Origin of the sequence: Streptomyces sp. NPDC048002 (genome assembly GCF_040653275.1) — a bacterium.
Classification (GTDB): domain Bacteria; phylum Actinomycetota; class Actinomycetes; order Streptomycetales; family Streptomycetaceae; genus Streptomyces.
Genome location: NZ_JBEZNL010000006.1, coordinates 291,803 through 309,401 on the forward strand (window position 1 = coordinate 291,803; position 17,599 = coordinate 309,401).

Genomic DNA, 17,599 nt, shown 5'->3' on the forward strand with positions numbered 1-17,599 from the left:
GATGACGAACAAGACGCGGCTGTACGTCCCCCGGGGCTCGACCGCCGGCCGGGGCCGTGCGCTCGACATCGGACCCGAGTGGGCCGGCTGGCACCACTCGGGGCTGCGGATCGTGGAACTGGAACCCGGCGGGACCCATACCCTGACCGCCGGGGACAGCGAGTGGATCGTACTGCCGCTCAGCGGCGGTTGTACGGTGCGAGTGGAGGACCGGGAATTCCAACTCCTGGGCCGGGAGAGCGTGTTCGCGTCGGTCACCGACTTCGCGTACGTACCCCGAGACGCCCGGGCACAGATCGCCTCCGGCGCGGGTGGCCGCTTTGCTTTGGCAGGAGCAAGGTGCGAGCGACGACTCCCCGCCCGCTACGGCCCCGCGCCGGAGGTCCCCGTGGAACAGCGCGGCAGCGGCAACCGGCTGCGCCACGTCCGCAACTTCGCCTCCGCCGACGCCTTCGACTGCGACCGGCTGATCGCCGTCGAGGTGATCACCCCCGGCGGCAACTGGTCCTCGTACCCGCCGCACAAGCACGACGAGCACCGGCCCGGCGCGGAGTCGGAGCTGGAGGAGATCTACTACTTCGAGATCGACGGCCCGCACGGCTACGGCTACCAGCGGATCACGCCCTCCCGGGAGGGCGGCGCCGAACTGCTCACCGAGGTCCGCTCCGGCGACGCCGTCCTCGTCCCCGACGGCTGGCACGGCCCGTCGATCGCGCAGCCCGGCCACGACATGTACTACCTGAACGTCATGGCGGGACCGGGCGAGACCCGGGAGTGGCGGATCTGCTTCCACCCCGACCACACGGAGGGCTACTGATGACCACCCGGCTCACCGTCGCACAGGCACTCGTGCGCTTCCTGTCCGCCCAGTACACCGAGCGGGACGGCGTACGGCAGCGGCTGATCGGCGCCACCTGGGGCATCTTCGGCCACGGGAACGTCGCCGGGCTCGGCCAGGCACTCGTCGAGTACGCCGACCTCATGCCCTACCACCAGGGCCGCAACGAGCAGTCCATGGTGCACGCGGCCGTCGGCTACGCCCGCCAGTCGGGCCGCCTGTCCACCCACGCCGTGACCACCTCCATCGGCCCCGGCGCCACCAACCTCGTCACCGGCGCCGCCCTCGCCACCGTCAACCGCCTGCCGGTCCTGCTGCTGCCCGGCGACACCTTCGCCGGCCGCCCCGCCGACCCGGTGCTCCAGCAGCTCGAAGTCCCCTACGCGGGCGACCTGAGCGTCAACGACTGCCTGCGCCCGGTGTCCCGGTACTTCGACCGCGTCACCCGCCCCGAGGCCCTGATCCCGGCCGCCCTCCAGGCCGTACGGGTGCTCACCGACCCGGTGGAGACCGGCGCCGTCACCCTCGCCCTGCCCCAGGACGTACAGGCCGAGGCGTACGACTGGCCGGAGGAGTTCTTCGCCGACCGCGTCTGGACCGTACGGCGGCCCGCCGCCGACCCGGCCGAACTGGACCGGGCGGTCGCCGCCATCCGCGCCGCCCGGCGCCCCCTGCTGGTGGCCGGCGGCGGAGTCCACCACAGCCGCGCCGAGCGGGCCCTCGCCGAGTTCGCGTCCCTCACCGGCATCCCCGTCGCCTCCACCCAGGCCGGCAAGGGCTCGCTGCGCCACGACCACCCCCAGGACGTCGGCGGCATCGGCCACACCGGCACCGCCACCGCAGACGCGCTGGCCCGCTCGGCCGACCTGGTCATCGGCGTCGGCACCCGGTACACCGACTTCACCACCGCCTCCGGCACCCTCTTCGAGCGGCCGGGCGTCCGCTTCCTCAACCTCAACATCGCCGCCTTCGACGGCCACAAGCTCGCCGGGCTGCCGCTGGTCGCGGACGCCCGCGGCGGACTGACCGCGCTGACCGAGGCGCTTGGGGCCGACGGCCACCGGGTCGACGACGCCTACGTCACCGAGTACGGCGCTGGCAAGGCGGACTGGGAGCGGCGCGTCGACGCCTGCTTCGCCGCCCCCGACGAGGACGCCCGGCCGACCCAGCCCCAGGTCCTCGGCGCCCTCGACGCGCTGGTGGACGAGTCGGACGTGATCATCAACGCGGCCGGTTCCCTCCCGGGCGACCTGCACAAGCTCTGGCGGGCCCGCTCCGCCGACCAGTACCACCTGGAGTACGGCTACTCCTGCATGGGCTACGAGATCCCCGCCGCGATCGGGGTGAAGCTGGCCGCGCCCGCCCGGCCCGTCTGGGCGCTCGTCGGCGACGGCACCTATCTGATGATGCCGACGGAGATCGTCACCGCCGTCCAGGAGGGCGTCGCCATCAAGATGGTGCTGGTCCAGAACCACGGGTACGCCTCCATCGGCGGCCTCTCTCAGTCCGTGGGCGGCGAGCGGTTCGGCACCGCCTACCGCTTCCCGGCGCCCGACGGCACTCTTTCGGGCGCCCCCCTCCCGGTCGATCTCGCCGCCAACGCCGCCAGCCTCGGGATGCGCGTCCTGCGCGCCCGTACCGTCCGTGACCTGCGTGCGGCGCTCGCCGAGGCGCGGGCCGCCGACACTCCCACATGTGTCTACGTGGAGACCGAAACGCCCGACACAGTGTCGGGCGCGCCCGAGGCGCAGGCCTGGTGGGATGTTCCTGTGGCCGAGACCGCGACCCGACCGTCGGCGGTCAAGGCCCGTGAGGAGTACGACCGGCACGTCTCTGCTCGACGCCGCCACTTGTGAAGGAGTTCTGGGTCATGACGAAGATCGTCAACCACTGGATCGGCGGCAAGTCCGTCGAAGGCGCGTCGGGCACCTACGGGCCGGTCACCGACCCGGCCACCGGCGCCGTCACCACGAAGGTCGCGTTCGCCTCGGTCGACGAGGTCGACGCCGCGGTACGCACCGCCAAGGAGGCCTACGCGACCTGGGGCCAGTCCTCGCTGGCCCAGCGCACCACGATCCTGTTCAAGTTCCGGGCGCTGCTGGACGCCAACCGGGACGCCATCGCGGAGCTGATCACCGCCGAGCACGGCAAGGTGCACTCCGACGCCCTCGGCGAGGTCGCCCGCGGCCTGGAGATCGTCGACCTGGCCTGCGGCATCACCGTGCAGCTCAAGGGCGAGCTGTCCACCCAGGTCGCCAGCCGCGTCGACGTGTCCTCGATCCGCCAGCCGCTGGGCGTCGTCGCGGGCATCACGCCGTTCAACTTCCCGGCGATGGTCCCGATGTGGATGTTCCCGATCGCCATCGCGTGCGGCAACACCTTCGTGCTGAAGCCGTCCGAGAAGGACCCGTCCGCCGCCGTCAGGATCGCCGAGCTGCTCGCCGAGGCGGGCCTGCCCGACGGCGTCTTCAACGTCGTCCACGGCGACAAGGTGGCCGTGGACCGGCTCCTGGAGCACCCGGACGTCAAGGCCGTCTCCTTCGTCGGCTCGACCCCGATCGCCCGCTACATCCACACCACCGCCTCCGCCCACGGCAAGCGGGTCCAGGCCCTCGGCGGCGCCAAGAACCACATGCTGGTCCTCCCGGACGCCGACCTGGACGCGGCGGCGGACGCGGCCGTCAGCGCGGCCTACGGCTCCGCGGGCGAGCGCTGCATGGCGATCTCCGCGGTCGTCGCGGTCGGCGCGATCGGCGACGAGCTGGTGGAGAAGATCCGCGAGCGCGCCGAGAAGATCAAGATCGGTCCCGGCAACGACCCGACGTCCGAGATGGGCCCGCTGATCACCAAGGTCCACCGCGACAAGGTGGCCACCTACGTCGAGGGCGCCGCCGCCGAGGGCTGCGAGGTCGTCCTGGACGGCACCGGCTACACCGTCGACGGCCACGAGGACGGCCACTGGATCGGCATCTCGCTCCTCGACAAGGTGCCCACCAGCGCCAAGGCGTACCAGGACGAGATCTTCGGTCCGGTGCTGTGCGTGCTGCGCGTGGACACCTACGAGGACGGCGTGGCCCTCATCAACGGCTCGCCGTTCGGCAACGGCACCGCGATCTTCACCCGGGACGGCGGCGCCGCCCGCCGCTTCCAGCTGGAGATCGAGGCCGGCATGGTCGGCGTGAACGTCCCGATCCCGGTCCCCGTCGGCTACCACAGCTTCGGCGGCTGGAAGGACTCCCTCTTCGGCGACCACCACATCTACGGCAACGACGGCACGCACTTCTACACCCGCGGCAAGGTCGTCACCACCCGTTGGCCGGACCCGTCCGAGGCGCCGGCCGGCGTCGACCTGGGCTTCCCGCGCAACCACTGACCGGCACCGGCGGGGCCCGGGCACCCGGGGCGTGCTTCGCCCCGGGTGCCCGGGCCCGTCCGGGTCACTGGCCGTTGGCCTCCTTCAGGGCCTCGGTCAGGTCGGCGGTCTGCGCGGCCGGAGGAGCGGAGATGTCCTTCGTGGCGCCGAACCGGTCGAAGTCCATCGACACCTTCAGCGAGCCGATGACCTGCTCCAGGCGCACCGGCAGGTCGTCGTCGTTGACCCAGATCTCCATGGACATGCTGTCGGCGCCGCCGGTCATGTCGCCGATCATGCTGTCCTCGCCGCTGTAGGCCTCCTGGTACTGGCCCAGGTCCTCCTTGTCGAGGACCGCGCGGTAGTGCGTGGCGCTCTGCCCGTTCACCGTCTCGGTGCCGAGGTTCTCGACGTCGTCGGCGTACTTCAGGCTCTTCAGCGAGGCCGTCGGGTTGCCGTTCTCGCCGCCGCCCTTGTAGGCCTCGCTGCCGCTGTCTCCGAACACCGCGGAGGAGTCGACCTTGATCCACTCCTTGCCCGCGATGGGGCCCGACGGCTGCGCGTCGACGTCGTAGTAGTACACGCCGTCGACCAGCAGACAGTGGATCGTCGGGTCGTCCTGGAGCGCCTCCATCTGGGCGGCCCTGGTGTCCATCTGGACGTCGTAGGCGATGCCGTCGCCCCACGAGTACGTGCCGTTCATGGCTATCGGCGTGCCGGTGCCCAGGTCGGTCGTCATCTTCACCTCGGCGGAGCCGAGTTCCTCGGTCCGGTCGGTGGCGCGGGTCAGCGCCGCCATGATCTTGTCCGAGTTGGTGACCGCCTCGGCGGCCTTGCGCGTGGTCTCCCCGGCTCCCCCGGAACCGCACCCGGTGACCGCCACCAGGGCCGCCGCCGTGAGCCCCACCCAGGCCGTGGTGTGCCTCAGCTTCATCTGTGTGTCCCCGTCCATCACTGTGTCTCCGCTGTGTGACCAAATGACTGTAGCGGCCCCCACCGACACGTCCGTATGCCGGTCGTCGGCAGTTTTTTCGGCCCTCACCTTGCGGTTCCCGCACCGTCGACCGAGCGGCAATCACTGGCCAGTGCTGCCGTATCCGCCATCAAGAGGCCCGTGGGGATGCGGATTTCGTAGCCTGAGACCCATTGACGTGCTGGTTTTCGTGGGTGTTCGATGCAGCGCCGGGAGCGGACGACAGACGAACGAACGAAGCCGCCGGAGGCGATAGCGCTCCCGAACGAACCCCGCCGCAACTGCCGATCGGAACCGCAGCATGACCGACACGCTGGAGAAGACCACCCCGCTCACGGAAGGGCCCTCGGACCCCGCTCCGGAGCTGAAGCGCTCGATCGGGGTCGTCGGCGGCACCCTCCTCACGCTCTCGTGCGTGACGCCCGCCTCCACGCTCTTCGTGGTCGTCCCCGACCTGTTCGGCTCGCTCGGCACCGCCACCGCCCTCACCATCGCGATCGGCTCCCTGCTCTGTATCGCGGTGGCCTTCTGCTACTCCGAGCTGGGCACCCTGATCCCCAGCGCGGGCGGCGAGTACGCGATGGTCACCACGATGGCCGGACGGCTCGCGGGCTGGCTGGTGTTCGTGCTCTCGCTGCTCGTCGTGATGATCGTGCCGCCGGTGATCGCCATGGGCACGGCCGACTACCTCGCCCCGGTCGTCCACCTCGACCCGTCGACGGCCGCCGCCGGCGTGATGCTGCTCGCCACCCTCGCCGGACTGCTCGACCTGCGCGCCAACGCCTGGATCACCGGGATCTTCCTGGTCCTGGAGGTCGTCGCGGCCGCCGTCGTCGCGGTCCTCGGCTTCGCCCACGCCGAGCGCGGCCCCGGCAGCCTGGTCTCGCTGGAGGTGGCCGGCGCCGACGGCTCCACCGACACCGTGACGGCCCTGCTGATCGTCTCCGGTCTCGCCATCGCCCTCTTCGTCACCCAGGGCTTCTCCACCGCCGTCTACCTCTCCGAGGAGCTGGAGAACCCGCGCCGCAACGTCGCCCGCACGGTGCTGGCCACCCTCGCCATCTCCGCCGTCATCATCCTGGTCCCGGTCATCGGCATCACCCTCGGCGCCTCCGACCTCGCCGAGCTGACCGGCGGCGACATCGGCTCGATGGTCACCGCCTGGTCCAACTCCGCGGTCGGCACCTTCGTCAGCCTCTGTGTCGCCCTGGCCATCGTCAACGCCGGCATCGTCATGGTGATCCAGAACTCCCGGGTCCTGTTCGCCTCGGCCCGGGACAAGGCGTGGCCCCGGCCGGTCAACGAGGTCTTCGCCAAGCTCGGCCGGTTCGGCTCCCCGTGGGTCGCGACCCTCGCGGTCGGCGTCCCCGGCGCCGCCCTCTGCTTCGTCAACCTGGACACCCTGTACGGCGTGACGGGCGTGTCGGTGACCGGCATGTACCTGCTGGTGGCGGTGGCGGCCCTGTTCGCCCGCCGCGGCGCCCACCGGGACACCCCGGCCTGGCGGATGCCCCTGTGGCCGGCGATGCCGCTCCTGCTGATCGCGGTCCTCGCGTACATCCTGACCCAGCAGGAGACCGAGTACCTGCTGTGGACGGGCGGCATCACCCTCGCCGCGACCCTGTACTGGGCCCTCTACCTCCGCCCCCGCCGCGAGACCCGCTGGCTGGTCACCCTCCCGACGGACGAGCGGTAGCGGGCACCCCCGCCACGACGGCCCGCAGCCGCTCCGTGTACAGCCGCAGGTTCTTGTGCGCCACCTCGGTGTCCGGGTAGCGGGCGGCGAACCACAGCCCCTCGTGCAGCCGGTTCACCCACGCGCACACCTGGTCCCCGTACGACACCCGGATCAGCCCGTACGCCGACAGCCCGGCCCAGTCCGCGGCGCGCGGGAAGCCCCGGGCGTCCACGTAGGACACGATCGAGTACAGGTCGGGCGAGGTGGGCCGGAAGTCGGTGCCCAGCAGGTTCAGCACCCGGGCCAGCGGCATCCGCGCCAGCGGCCGCGCCGCCTGCAACTGGGCCCGCACGCTGCGCAGGGCGGCCGGGAAGTCGGGCTCCGGATCCAGCGGCACCTCGATCGGCGCGCCCCCGACGTACCACCCGACCGAGTCCGACCAGCGCGACTTCACCCGCGTGTGGAAGGGCACCACCGTCCGGTACACGGAGGCGCCGCCGAGCTCCCGCACGATCAGCGCCGTGGCCGCGAGGACACCGACCAGGCCGCCGCCGTGGGGCCGGCAGTACGCCTCGAAGGCGGCGGCGGCCTCCGCGTCGGCCAGCGGCTCGCGCATCAGCCGCTGCGGGGGCAGCGGGCCGCCCGGCCGCACCCCGAGATCGACGGGGAACGACGGCAGCGTGCCGTCGCACCGGGCGATGAACTCCCGCCAGCGCCCCACGATCTCGTGGTCCGCGTCGATCCGGTCGGCGTCCGCCCGCTCCGTCTCGCAGAAGTCGATGTAGCTGCACACCGGTGACTCCTCCACCGGCTCGCCCCGGACCGCCGCCGCGTACAGCTCGTGGATCTCGGCGGGGATGCGGTACAGGGAGTAGGCGTCGACGTTGCTGTGGTCGAAGGCCATGTACACGCTGGCGCCGTCGTCCCGGACGACCGCCGCGTAGATCAGGTTCGGCCAGCCGAGCGCGTCCGCGGCGGCGTCGAAGCGGTCCTGGAGGTGCCGCACCAGCGCGCCGGCGTCGGTGAAGTCGCCGACCGTCTGGCGGTGCAGGGACACCGCGCCGGCGTCGAGCGTGAAGCGGCGCAGTCCGCCGCCGTCCGCCCGGAAGCCGCTGCGCAGCGTCTCGTGCCGCAGCGTCCATTGCCGCAGCGCCTCCTGGAGCGCGTCGAGGTCGACCGGTCCGGGCACGTCGAACGCGGCCCCGAGCCAGGTCGGCACCGCCAGACCGTCCTCCCGCACCGAGCGGGCGGTACGGATGTGGGACTCCTGGATGTAGGAGGGCGGCCGGGGGTCGTCCGGGAGGCCGGCGGCCGCCGCGACGGTCGCCGGGGAGAGGGTGAACTCGACGAGCCTCCCCGGCCGGGCCTCGCAGCGCTGGATGTCCGTGGTGCGCACAGGGCGTCTCCGTTCACAGGGTGCTGACCTTCGAGGATCTGCCGAGCCCTCCGTCCGGACCTCCCGTTTTCGCGGTATTCACTCGCCGCGCGAGGGGTATTTCAGTGGATCGGGTGGCCCGTCGAACAGCGGTCCTCGTACCGCGGGCGCGGTATGCGCGGCGACCGCCGTACGCCGCTGGGAGGTCCGCCGGTTCGGTCTGTGGTCGACAACTCCCCGACAGGTTCACCCCGTACCGTTGGTTCATGGATCTTCGACCGCGAGGGCTGCTCCGGCGGCCCCGGCGACTGCTGGCCGCCGGGGCCGCCGTCGCCGTGCTCGCCGCCGCCGGCACCTGGACGGCCGTCGCCGCCGAGGACGGGCCCGCCGTCCGCCGTACCGACCGGCTGCTGTCCGTGGCCGACGGAGTGCGCCTGGACACCTCGTACTTCACCGCATCCACCGCGGGGGACCGTCCGGCGGTCCTGCTCGGCCACGGCTTCGGCGGCAGCAAGGACGACGTGCGCGAGCAGGCCGAGGAACTCGCCGCCGACGGGTACGCGGTGCTGACCTGGTCGGCCCGCGGCTTCGGCGAGTCCACCGGCAAGGTCGGACTGAACGACCCCGAGGGCGAGGTCGCCGACGTCTCCGAGCTGATCGACTGGCTCGCGGAGCAGCCCGGGGTCCGGCTCGACAAGGCCGGCGACCCGCGCGTCGGCATGGCGGGCGCCTCCTACGGCGGCGCGATCAGCCTGCTCGGCGCGGGGTACGACGACCGCGTCGACGCCATCGCCCCCGCGATCACCTACTGGAACCTCGCCGACGCCCTGTTCCCGGACGGCGTCTTCAAGAAGCTGTGGGCCGGCATCTTCGTCAACACCGCGGGCGGCTGTGACCGGTTCGAGGAGCGGCTCTGCCGGATGTACGACCGGGTCGCCGAGTCCGGTGTCCCGGACGACGCGGCCCGCGCGCTGCTGGAGGAGCGCTCGCCGTCGGCCGTCGCCGACCGTATCGACGTGCCCACCCTCCTGGTGCAGGGGCAGACCGACTCCCTCTTCCCGCTCGGCCAGGCCGACCAGGCCGCGAAGGCGATCGAGGCCAACGGCGCCCCCGTCGCCGTGGACTGGATCGCGGGCGGCCACGACGGCGGCGACCTGGAGGGCGACCGCGTCCGGGCCCGCGTCCAGGCGTGGTTCGACCGGTACCTGAAGGACGACACGTCCGCCGACACCGGCCCGGCCTTCCGCGTCACCCGCACCGGCGGCGTCGACTCCACCGACGGCGAGGCCCAGCTGCGGGGCGCGAGCGGGGACAGCTACCCCGGCCTGGAGAGCGGGGCGCGGGACATCGCCCTCACCGGCCGCGAGCAGAGCTTCACCAACCCGGCCGGCGCCAGCCCGCCCGCCGTCTCCGCGCTGCCCGGACTCGGCGGCGGCGGACTCGCCCAGCTCTCCTCCCTCGGCGTCGGCGTCTCGCTGGACTTCCCCGGCCAGTACGCCCGCTTCGACTCGGCCCCCGTCACGGACGACCTGCGCGTCACCGGCTCCCCGACGGTCACCGTCCACGTGGAGTCCACCAGCGAGGACGCCGTCCTCTTCGCCAAGGTGTACGACGTCGGCGCCGACGGCACCCAGCAGGTGCTGCCCGCCCAGCTCGTCGCACCGCTGCGGGTGACCGGCGCCGGGTCCGGCAAGGACGTCACGATCACGCTCCCGGCCGTCGACCACGAGATCGACAAGGGCCACCGGCTCCGCCTGGTCCTCGCCTCCACCGACCTCGGCTACGCCTCCCCGGCCGCCCCGGCCACGTACAAGGTCTCCCTGAGGAGCGGCCTGGCCGTGCCGACCGCCCCCGGCGTGAGCACCGCCGCCGCCCCGCTGCCCGCCTGGGTGTGGTGGCTGCCGCTCGCCGGTGTGCTGGCCGCGGCGGCCCTGCTGCTGACCGCCCGCCGCCGCACGGCGGCCCCCGCCCCCGACCCGGAGCTGGCCGAGGTGCCGCTGCGGATCACGGAGTTGAGCAAGAAGTACGCGGGCGGCGACCGTTACAGCGTCCGCGACCTCTCCTTCACCGTCGACAGGGGCCAGGTCCTCGGCCTGCTCGGCCCGAACGGCGCGGGCAAGACGACGACCCTGCGCATGCTGATGGGCCTGATCCGCCCCGACGGCGGCGAGATCCGCGTCTTCGGCCACGCCATCCGCCCCGGCGCCCCGGTGCTCTCCCGGGTCGGCGCCTTCGTCGAGGGCGCCGGCTTCCTGCCGCACCTGTCCGGGCGGGAGAACCTGGAGCTGTACTGGGCCGCCACCGGCCGCCCCGCCGAGGACGCCCACCTGGACGAGGCGCTGGAGATCGCCGGTCTCGGCGACGCCCTCTCCCGCGCGGTGCGCACCTACTCCCAGGGCATGCGCCAGCGCCTGGCCATCGCCCAGGCCATGCTCGGCCTGCCGGACCTGCTGATCCTGGACGAGCCCACCAACGGACTCGACCCGCCGCAGATCCGCGAGATGCGCGAGGTGATGATCCGGTACGCGGCCGCCGGACGCACCGTGATCGTCTCCAGCCATCTGCTCTCCGAGGTCGAGCAGACCTGCACCCACCTCGTGGTCATGGACCGCGGGCAGCTGGTGCAGGCGGGCCCGGTCGGCGAGATCGTCGGCTCCGGCGACACCCTGCTGGTCGGCACCGCCGAACCGGTGGAGGAGCCCGTGGCGGAGAAGGTGGCGGCGCTGCCCGGCATCGCCTCGGCCGTCCCCGCCGACGACGGACTGCTCGTCCGGCTGGACGCCGACGGCAGCGCGGAACGCCTGATCGCCGAACTCGTCCGCCTGGAGGTGCCGGTGCGGTCCGTCGGCCCGCACCGCCGCCTGGAGGACGCCTTCCTCACCCTGATCGGAGGTTCCGCATGAGCACGCTCACCGAGGCCGCCTCCGGCTACCGGGCGGGCCACACCCTGCCCCTGCGCGTCGAACTGGTCCGCCAGCTCAAGCGCCGCCGCACCCTGGTCATGGGCGCGATCCTGGCCGCGCTGCCGTTCGTCCTGGTGGTCGCCTTCGCGATCGGCGGCGAGCCGGGCGGCCGCGGCGACCGGATCACCCTGATGGACACCGCCACCTCCTCCGGCGCCAACTTCGCCGCGGTGAACCTGTTCGTCTCCGCGGGGTTCCTGCTGGTCATCCCGGTCGCCCTGTTCTGCGGCGACACGGTCGCCTCGGAGGCCGGCTGGTCCTCGCTGCGCTATCTGCTCGCGGCACCGGTGCCCCGGGCCCGGCTGCTGTGGTCCAAGCTCGTGGTGGGGCTCGGCCTGAGCCTCGCCGCGATGGTGCTGCTGCCGGTGGTCGCGCTGGCCGTGGGCACCGCCGCCTACGGCTGGGGCCCGCTGGCCATCCCCACCGGCGGCTCGCTCGACGCGGGCACCGCGGCCCAGCGCCTGGTGGTCGTCGTGGGGTACATCTTCGTCTCCCAACTGGTCACCGCCGGGCTCGCGTTCTGGCTGTCGACGAAGACCGACGCCCCACTCGGCGCGGTCGGCGGCGCGGTCGGCCTGACCATCGTCGGCAATGTGCTGGACGCGGTGACCGCTCTCGGCGACTGGCGCCACTTCCTGCCCGCGCACTGGCAGTTCGCCTGGGCGGACGCCGTGCAGCCCACCCCGGAGTGGTCCGGCATGATCCAGGGCGCCGCCGTCTCGGTAACGTACGCCGTCATCCTGTTCGCGCTGGCCTTCCGCGGTTTCGCCCGCAAGGACATCGTCTCCTAGGTCAACGGAGGATCACCCACCGGTCTCGGCGGGCGCCGGTCGTGCCCACTTCGAGACCGACCCGCAACGCTCCGTGGCGCACGTTCCGCCCCCTCGCCCCGTCACAGTCGCAGAAGTCGACGTGACGTCAACGGACCGAGGGGGCAGGGAAGATGGCACGGTACGGCACACGACGGGGGCTGCGGGGCGCGGTGCTCGCGCTCACCGCGACGGGACTGCTGCTGACGGGGTGCAGCGCCGGCCCGAACCAGGGCGGCGCCTCGGACGGCGCGCATCGGGACGAAGGCCGGCAACCCGCCCCCGACGGCGGCCAGTACGGCGGTGAGCGCGGCGAGGACAGCGAGGAGAGCGACGGATCCGCCCGGGACGTCGCCCCCGCGCCGGACCTCGTCTCCACCTTCGCCCTCGACGTGGACACCGCCTCCTACGGCTACGCCCGCCGCACCCTGGCCGACGGACGGCTGCCCGACCCGTGGACGGTCCGCCCCGAGGAGTTCGTCAACAGCTTCCGCCAGGACTACGAACGCCCCGACGGCGACGGGTTCACGGTGACGGTCGACGGCGCGCGCACCGAACGCGAGGACTGGTCGCTGCTCCGCGTGGGCCTGGCCACCCGGGCCGCCGAGGGCGAGGAGGAACGCCCGCCCGCCGCGCTGACGTTCGTGATCGACGTGTCGGGTTCGATGAGCGAGCCGGGCCGCCTGGACCTGGCCCGGGAGTCCCTCGGCGTGATGACCGACCGCCTGCGCGAGAACGACTCGGTCGCGGTCGTCACGTTCAGCGGCGAGGCCGAGACCGTCCTGCCGATGACCCGGGTGGGCGGCCACCGCGACGAGATCCACGCGGCCGTCGACGGCCTGGAACCGGCCCAGTCCACGAACCTGGGCGCGGGCGTGGAGGAGGGATACGCGACGGCCGTGGAGGGCCTGCGCCGGGGCGCGACCAACCGGGTGGTCCTGATCTCCGACGCGCTCGCCAACACGGGCGACACGGACGCCGACACCATCCTCGAACGGGTCGCGGGCGCCCGCGAGGAGTACGGCATCACCCTCTTCGGCGTGGGCGTCGGCAGCGACTACGGGGACGCCCTGATGGAGCGCCTCGCGGACCGCGGCGACGGTCACACCACCTACGTCTCGGACGAGGAGGAGGCCCGGCAGGTCTTCAGCGAGGAACTCCCGCGCAACATCGACCTCACCGCCCGGGACGCCAAGGCCCAGGTCTCCTTCGACCCCTCGACCGTGGAGGAGTTCCGGCTCATCGGCTACGACAACCGCCAGGTGGCGGACGACGACTTCCGCGACGACTCGGTGGACGGCGGCGAGACCGGACCCGGCCACACGGTGACGGCGCTGTACGCGGTCCGCTCGGCTCCGGGCGCCGAGGGCCACCTGGCCACGGCCACGGTCCGCTGGCTGGACCCCGACTCCCGCACCCCGCACGAGGAGTCGGGCCGACTGGAGACGGCGGACCTGGCCGGCTCGGTCTGGACGGCGGGCCCGCGCTTCCAGGTCACGGCGGTGGCCGCGTACTTCGCGGACGCCCTGCGCCGGGGCGCCGAGGACTGGGACACCCTGCCCGGAGCGCCCGGGTTCGGCGAACTGGCCGAGCGCGCTCAGGAGTTGGCGGGAGGCACGGAGGACGGCGAGGTACGCGGACTGGCGGAGGCGATTCGCCGGGCCGATCGCCTGACGTAGGTGTCCGCACCCATTGACCTTCTGCTACGCGCCGGTAAGTTTACTTCCCAGTAAGTAAAGAACTCGCAAGTCCGAGCCGCACAGTCGCGACCAGGGGACCGCCATGGGCGTACGCAGGGATCTGAAACGAGCGAAGCAGCGCACCGACCTCGTCAGCCGCACCGGGGTCGAGATCACCAGGGACGGCAACGGGGCGGTCCGCGAGGCCCGCGTCCCGGCCCTCGCCGCCGAGCAGCCCGCCGGCACCACCGCGGACATCCCCTTCACCAACGCCGCCGAGGCCCCGGACGCCGTGGTCCTGCGCCGCCCCGTGCCGGACCGCGGCACCTGGCGGGAGGTGACGGCCGCGGCCTTCGCCGAGGAGGTCACGGCCGTCGCCAAGGGCCTGATCGCCGCCGGTCTGGAGCCCGGCGGACGGGTCGCGGTCATGTCCCGCACCCGCTACGAGTGGACCCTGCTGGACTTCGCGATCTGGGCCGCCGGCGGCCAGTCCGTGCCGGTCTACCCCACCTCCTCGCCGGACCAGGTGGAGTGGATCGTCCGGGACTCCGGTGCCCGGCACGTCGTCACCGAGACCCCGCAGCACAGCGCCACGGTGACCGAGGGCACCGCAGACCATCAGGAGGCCCCCCGCATCTGGGAGTTGGACGCGGGCGCCGTCGCCGACCTCACCGCCCTCGGCCGGGACGTGGCCGACGAGGAGGTCACCAAGCGCCGCACCTCCCTGACCCCCGACACGGTCGCCACGGTCTGCTACACCTCCGGCACCACCGGCCGCCCCAAAGGCTGCGTGCTCACCCACGCCAACCTCCACGCCGAGGCCGCCAACACCGTGGAACTGCTGCTGCCGGTGTTCCGCGAGGTCACCCGCCAGGCCCCGTCCACCCTGCTCTTCCTCCCGCTCGCCCACATCCTGGGCCGCAGCATCCAGATCTCCTGCCTGATGGCCCGGATCGAGACCGGTCACTTCCCGAGCGTGAAACCGGACGAACTCCGGCCCGCACTCAAGGAGTTCCGCCCGACCTTCCTGGTGGGCGTGCCGTACCTCTTCGAGAAGATCCACGACACCGGCCGCGCCACCGCGGAGAAGATGGGCCGGGCCGCCTCCTTCGACCGCGCCGACCGCGTCGCCGTCCGCTTCGCCGAGGCCCACCTCGCCCGCTTCCTCGGCACCGGCAAGGGCCCGGGACCCGGCCTGTACGCCGCCTGGGCCCTGTACGACCTGCTGGTCTACCGCCGGGTCCGCAAGGAACTCGGCGGCCGCATGCGCTACGCCATCAGCGGCGGCTCCCCCCTCGACCGCGACCTCAACCTGTTCTTCTACGCCGCCGGAATCATGGTCTACGAGGGCTACGGCCTGACCGAGACCACCGCCGCCGCCACCATCGTCCCGCCCCTGCGCCCCCGCCCCGGCACGGTGGGACCGCCGGTCCCGGGCACCGCCGTCCGCATCGCCGACGACGGCGAGGTCCTGATCCGCGGCGGCATCGTCTTCGGCTCCTACTGGAACAACCCGGACGCCACCGACGCCGTGCTCCGGGGCGACTGGTTCGCCACCGGCGACCTGGGCTCCCTGGACGAGGAGGGCTGCCTCACCATCACCGGCCGCAAGAAGGACCTCATCGTCACCTCCGGCGGCAAGAACGTCTCCCCGGCCGTCCTGGAGGACCGGCTGCGCAGCCGCGCACCGGTCGGCCAGTGCCTCGTGGTCGGCGACAACCGGCCCTTCGTCGGCGCCCTGATCACCCTCGACCCCGAGGCGGTCGCCCACTGGCTGTCCGTCCGCGGGCTGCCCCGGGACACCCCCCTCGCCGAGATCGCCCGCGACCCGCGGATGCGCGCCGACGTCCAGCGCGCCGTCGACCACGCCAACGAGGCCGTCTCGCGCGCGGAGTCCATCCGCGCCTTCACCCTGGTGGAGGGCGAGTTCACCGAGGAGAACGGCATGCTGACCCCGTCCCTGAAGGTCAAGCGCCACACCGTGACCGAGGCGTACGAGGCCGAGATCGAGGCCCTCTACCGCGGCTGACCCGCGCCACCGCTCGGCACACGGCAAAGGCGGGTCACCGGGGGAGACCCGGTGACCCGCCTTCGGGAGGCGTGGACGCTCAGCCGTTGCCGACGCCGTTGCCGGCGAGCACGGAGATGTCGTCCAGGATGTGCGACAGCGGCTCGTCGCCCTTGGCCTGGGTGGAGTTCTCGACACACTGCTGGTTCTGCGGGGCCGACAGGATCGGCACGTCCTGCAGGACGCCGACGGCGGCGACGCCCACGAGACCCTGGAGGTTCAGCTTCGCCGGCAGACCGACACAGGGCTTGTTCAGCGAGCCCTGGACCAGCGAGAGCTGCGGGCTCATGTCGCCGAACGTGGCCGAGTTGCCGAACTCCTGCGAGGCGCCGTTGCCGCTGGAGGAGGTGGTGCCTTCGTCGTTGCCGATCGCAAGCGCCTGCGTGGCGGTGGCGGCCGTGAGGCCGGCGACGGAAGCGGCGACAGCCGCGGTTGCCCACAGCTTCTTCATGTTCGTTCCCTTCGAAAAGCGGACTCCGGGGGAGGAGCTGCGTGATCGTCAACGCCCGAACCCCCGAGGTGGTTGCGGGCTTTGCCTCGATTGGCCCAGCGCACACACCCTCGCCCCGAGCGCCGTCGCCGGTACGCCCGCGCGCTCCCCGCCGCCGAACGGCCGCCGTCCCCAGGCCTCTGTCCGGAGCCCTGAACGCGACGACTTCACCGGATGCGAACGCAAAGCAGCGGGCCGCCGGAGATCCGGCGGCCCGCTGACTCAGGGCTCCACGGTGAGGCTGGTGCCTCAGCTGTTGCCCGCGCCGTTGCCGGCGAGCACGGAGATGTCGTCCAGGATGTGCGACAGCGGCTCGTCGCCCTTGGCCTGGGTGGAGTTCTCGACACACTGCTGGTTCTGCGGGGCCGACAGGATCGGCACGTCCTGCAGGACGCCGACCGCCGCGACACCGAGGATGCCCTGGAGGTTCGCCTTCGCCGGCAGGCCGATGCAGGGCTTGTTCAGCGAGCCCTGGATGAGCGCCATCTGGGGGCTCATGTTGCCGTAGGTGGCCGAGTTGCCGAACGACTGCGAGGCGCCGTTGCCACTGGAGGAGGTGGTGCCGTTGTCGTTGCCGATGGCCATGGCCGGAGAGGCGATCCCGACGACGGAGGCGGCGACCGCGGCGGAAGCCAGAACCTTCTTGATCACTTGCTAGTCCCTTCTGGAGAAACCCCGTCCACCGGAGCGTTCTGGTCAACTCCACCCGGCCCGCTTGGTTGCTGCCATTCACTCCGATGGCCCACATCGGGAAGAAAAGCGCACCAATTCACTCGACCCGGCCATTCCGTTGACCGGGACGGCCGAGCGGCTCGATCGGGTGAAGTGGCGAAACCAATCCCGGCGCACCGGGTTGATGCGAAGGCAGGAACACGCGTCTTGCCTCAGGGTGTGTCCGGACCCGCGGCGCGTCCTGCCCACGAAAGGAAATGCAGCATGCTCAAGAAGGCAATGGCCGCCGTCGCGGTCACCGCGTCCGTCGTCGGAGCGTCGGCCGCGGCCGCCCCCCAGGCGCTTGCCATCGGTGACGACACCGGCACCACCTCCTCCAGCGGCAACCGCGCCGAGTCGTCCTTCGGCAACTCGGCCACCCGCGGCGACATGAGCCCGCAGGCCACCCTGGTGCAGGGCTCGGCCAACAAGCTCTGTGCCGGCGTGCCCGTGAAGGCGAACGCGCAGGGCCTGGTCGGCGTCCTCGCCGCCGTCGGCATCGCCCAGGACGTGCCGATCCTGTCGGCCGCGCAGAACCAGCAGTGCGCCGAGAACTCCACCCAGGCCAAGGGTGACGAGCCGCTGTCGCACATCCTCAGCGACATCTCCGCGCTCTCCGGCAACGGCGTCGACAACGGCTGACGCTTTCGCCGACCAGCAGAG

13 protein-coding genes are annotated in these 17,599 nt (G+C 72.4%); 9 read left to right on the plus strand and 4 right to left on the minus strand.

Annotated elements, in window-relative coordinates; all coding sequences use genetic code 11:
- Position 1 precedes the first annotated feature (1 nt).
- Genes iolB through mmsA form a run of 3 tightly spaced genes read left to right on the plus strand, consistent with a single transcriptional unit; the run spans position 2 to position 4,211 of the window.
- The gene (gene iolB / locus AB0E07_RS11910; RefSeq protein WP_362248970.1) at positions 2–817 is read left to right on the plus strand and encodes a 5-deoxy-glucuronate isomerase; all 816 of its coding nucleotides are present in this window, start codon (positions 2–4) and stop codon (positions 815–817) included.
- Positions 817–2,694 carry a 3D-(3,5/4)-trihydroxycyclohexane-1,2-dione acylhydrolase (decyclizing) gene (gene iolD / locus AB0E07_RS11915; RefSeq protein ID WP_362248973.1) on the plus strand — a complete coding sequence of 626 codons (1,878 nt, stop codon included), beginning with the start codon at positions 817–819 and terminating at the stop codon, positions 2,692–2,694. The genes iolB and iolD overlap by 1 nt, the downstream gene beginning before the upstream one ends.
- A gap of 14 nt (positions 2,695–2,708) precedes the next feature.
- The gene (gene mmsA / locus AB0E07_RS11920; protein ID WP_362248976.1) at positions 2,709–4,211 is read left to right on the plus strand and encodes a CoA-acylating methylmalonate-semialdehyde dehydrogenase; all 1,503 of its coding nucleotides are present in this window, start codon (positions 2,709–2,711) and stop codon (positions 4,209–4,211) included.
- A 64-nt stretch (positions 4,212–4,275) separates the two neighbouring features.
- Here the strand turns inward: mmsA and AB0E07_RS11925 are convergent, their stop codons facing one another.
- On the minus strand, positions 4,276–5,124 hold the full coding sequence (locus AB0E07_RS11925) for a hypothetical protein (protein ID WP_362248979.1): 849 nt from the start codon (positions 5,122–5,124) through the stop codon (positions 4,276–4,278).
- Between the two features lie 340 nt (positions 5,125–5,464).
- On the opposite strand from AB0E07_RS11925, the gene AB0E07_RS11930 reads away from it, so the two are divergent.
- On the plus strand, positions 5,465–6,859 hold the full coding sequence (locus tag AB0E07_RS11930) for an APC family permease (RefSeq protein ID WP_362248982.1): 1,395 nt from the start codon (positions 5,465–5,467) through the stop codon (positions 6,857–6,859).
- Here the strand turns inward: AB0E07_RS11930 and AB0E07_RS11935 are convergent.
- Positions 6,834–8,237: a condensation domain-containing protein gene (locus AB0E07_RS11935; RefSeq protein WP_362248985.1), complete on the minus strand. Its 1,404-nt coding sequence runs from the start codon at positions 8,235–8,237 to the stop codon at positions 6,834–6,836. The two genes, AB0E07_RS11930 and AB0E07_RS11935, sit on opposite strands and share 26 nt — an antisense overlap.
- 245 nt (positions 8,238–8,482) lie before the next feature.
- Here AB0E07_RS11935 and AB0E07_RS11940 point away from each other — a divergent pair, with 245 nt between their 5' ends.
- From AB0E07_RS11940 to AB0E07_RS11955, 4 genes are all read left to right on the plus strand, one after another.
- Complete coding sequence (locus AB0E07_RS11940; RefSeq protein WP_362248988.1) at positions 8,483–11,119, plus strand: alpha/beta fold hydrolase; 2,637 nt, start codon at positions 8,483–8,485, stop codon at positions 11,117–11,119.
- Positions 11,116–11,970: an ABC transporter permease gene (locus AB0E07_RS11945; protein WP_362248990.1), complete on the plus strand. Its 855-nt coding sequence runs from the start codon at positions 11,116–11,118 to the stop codon at positions 11,968–11,970. The genes AB0E07_RS11940 and AB0E07_RS11945 overlap by 4 nt, the downstream gene beginning before the upstream one ends.
- A 152-nt stretch (positions 11,971–12,122) precedes the next feature.
- Entirely contained in the window at positions 12,123–13,667 is a 1,545-nt protein-coding gene (locus AB0E07_RS11950) for a von Willebrand factor type A domain-containing protein (protein WP_362248993.1), read from the plus strand.
- Between the two features lie 103 nt (positions 13,668–13,770).
- Positions 13,771–15,696, plus strand: coding sequence for an AMP-dependent synthetase/ligase (locus AB0E07_RS11955; protein ID WP_362248996.1), 1,926 nt, complete (start codon positions 13,771–13,773; stop codon positions 15,694–15,696).
- Positions 15,697–15,775: 79 nt separating this feature from the next.
- Here the strand turns inward: AB0E07_RS11955 and AB0E07_RS11960 are convergent, their stop codons facing one another.
- Positions 15,776–16,186, minus strand: a complete 411-nt coding sequence (locus tag AB0E07_RS11960; RefSeq protein ID WP_362248999.1) for a rodlin — start codon at positions 16,184–16,186, stop codon at positions 15,776–15,778.
- A gap of 288 nt (positions 16,187–16,474) precedes the next feature.
- Positions 16,475–16,876: a rodlin gene (locus AB0E07_RS11965; protein WP_362249002.1), complete on the minus strand. Its 402-nt coding sequence runs from the start codon at positions 16,874–16,876 to the stop codon at positions 16,475–16,477.
- Positions 16,877–17,161: 285 nt separating this feature from the next.
- Between AB0E07_RS11965 and AB0E07_RS11970 the strand changes: the two genes are divergently transcribed.
- Positions 17,162–17,578 (plus strand): rodlin, encoded by a 417-nt coding sequence (locus AB0E07_RS11970; protein WP_362249005.1) that lies wholly within the window; start codon positions 17,162–17,164, stop codon positions 17,576–17,578.
- Positions 17,579–17,599 lie beyond the last annotated feature (21 nt).

Excerpts from the sequence above, each read along its gene's own strand:
- AB0E07_RS11960 (WP_362248999.1), bottom strand. The coding sequence starts at position 16,186 with ATGAAGAAGCTGTGGGCAACCGCGGCTGTCGCCGCTTCCGTCGCCGGC.
- iolD (WP_362248973.1), top strand. The coding sequence starts at position 817 with ATGACCACCCGGCTCACCGTCGCACAGGCACTCGTGCGCTTCCTGTCC.
- AB0E07_RS11940 (WP_362248988.1), top strand. The coding sequence starts at position 8,483 with ATGGATCTTCGACCGCGAGGGCTGCTCCGGCGGCCCCGGCGACTGCTG.
- AB0E07_RS11970 (WP_362249005.1), top strand. The coding sequence starts at position 17,162 with ATGCTCAAGAAGGCAATGGCCGCCGTCGCGGTCACCGCGTCCGTCGTC.
- AB0E07_RS11950 (WP_362248993.1), top strand. The coding sequence starts at position 12,123 with ATGGCACGGTACGGCACACGACGGGGGCTGCGGGGCGCGGTGCTCGCG.
- AB0E07_RS11925 (WP_362248979.1), bottom strand. The coding sequence starts at position 5,124 with ATGAAGCTGAGGCACACCACGGCCTGGGTGGGGCTCACGGCGGCGGCC.
- AB0E07_RS11955 (WP_362248996.1), top strand. The coding sequence starts at position 13,771 with ATGGGCGTACGCAGGGATCTGAAACGAGCGAAGCAGCGCACCGACCTC.
- iolB (WP_362248970.1), top strand. The coding sequence starts at position 2 with ATGACGAACAAGACGCGGCTGTACGTCCCCCGGGGCTCGACCGCCGGC.
- AB0E07_RS11945 (WP_362248990.1), top strand. The coding sequence starts at position 11,116 with ATGAGCACGCTCACCGAGGCCGCCTCCGGCTACCGGGCGGGCCACACC.
- mmsA (WP_362248976.1), top strand. The coding sequence starts at position 2,709 with ATGACGAAGATCGTCAACCACTGGATCGGCGGCAAGTCCGTCGAAGGC.
- AB0E07_RS11930 (WP_362248982.1), top strand. The coding sequence starts at position 5,465 with ATGACCGACACGCTGGAGAAGACCACCCCGCTCACGGAAGGGCCCTCG.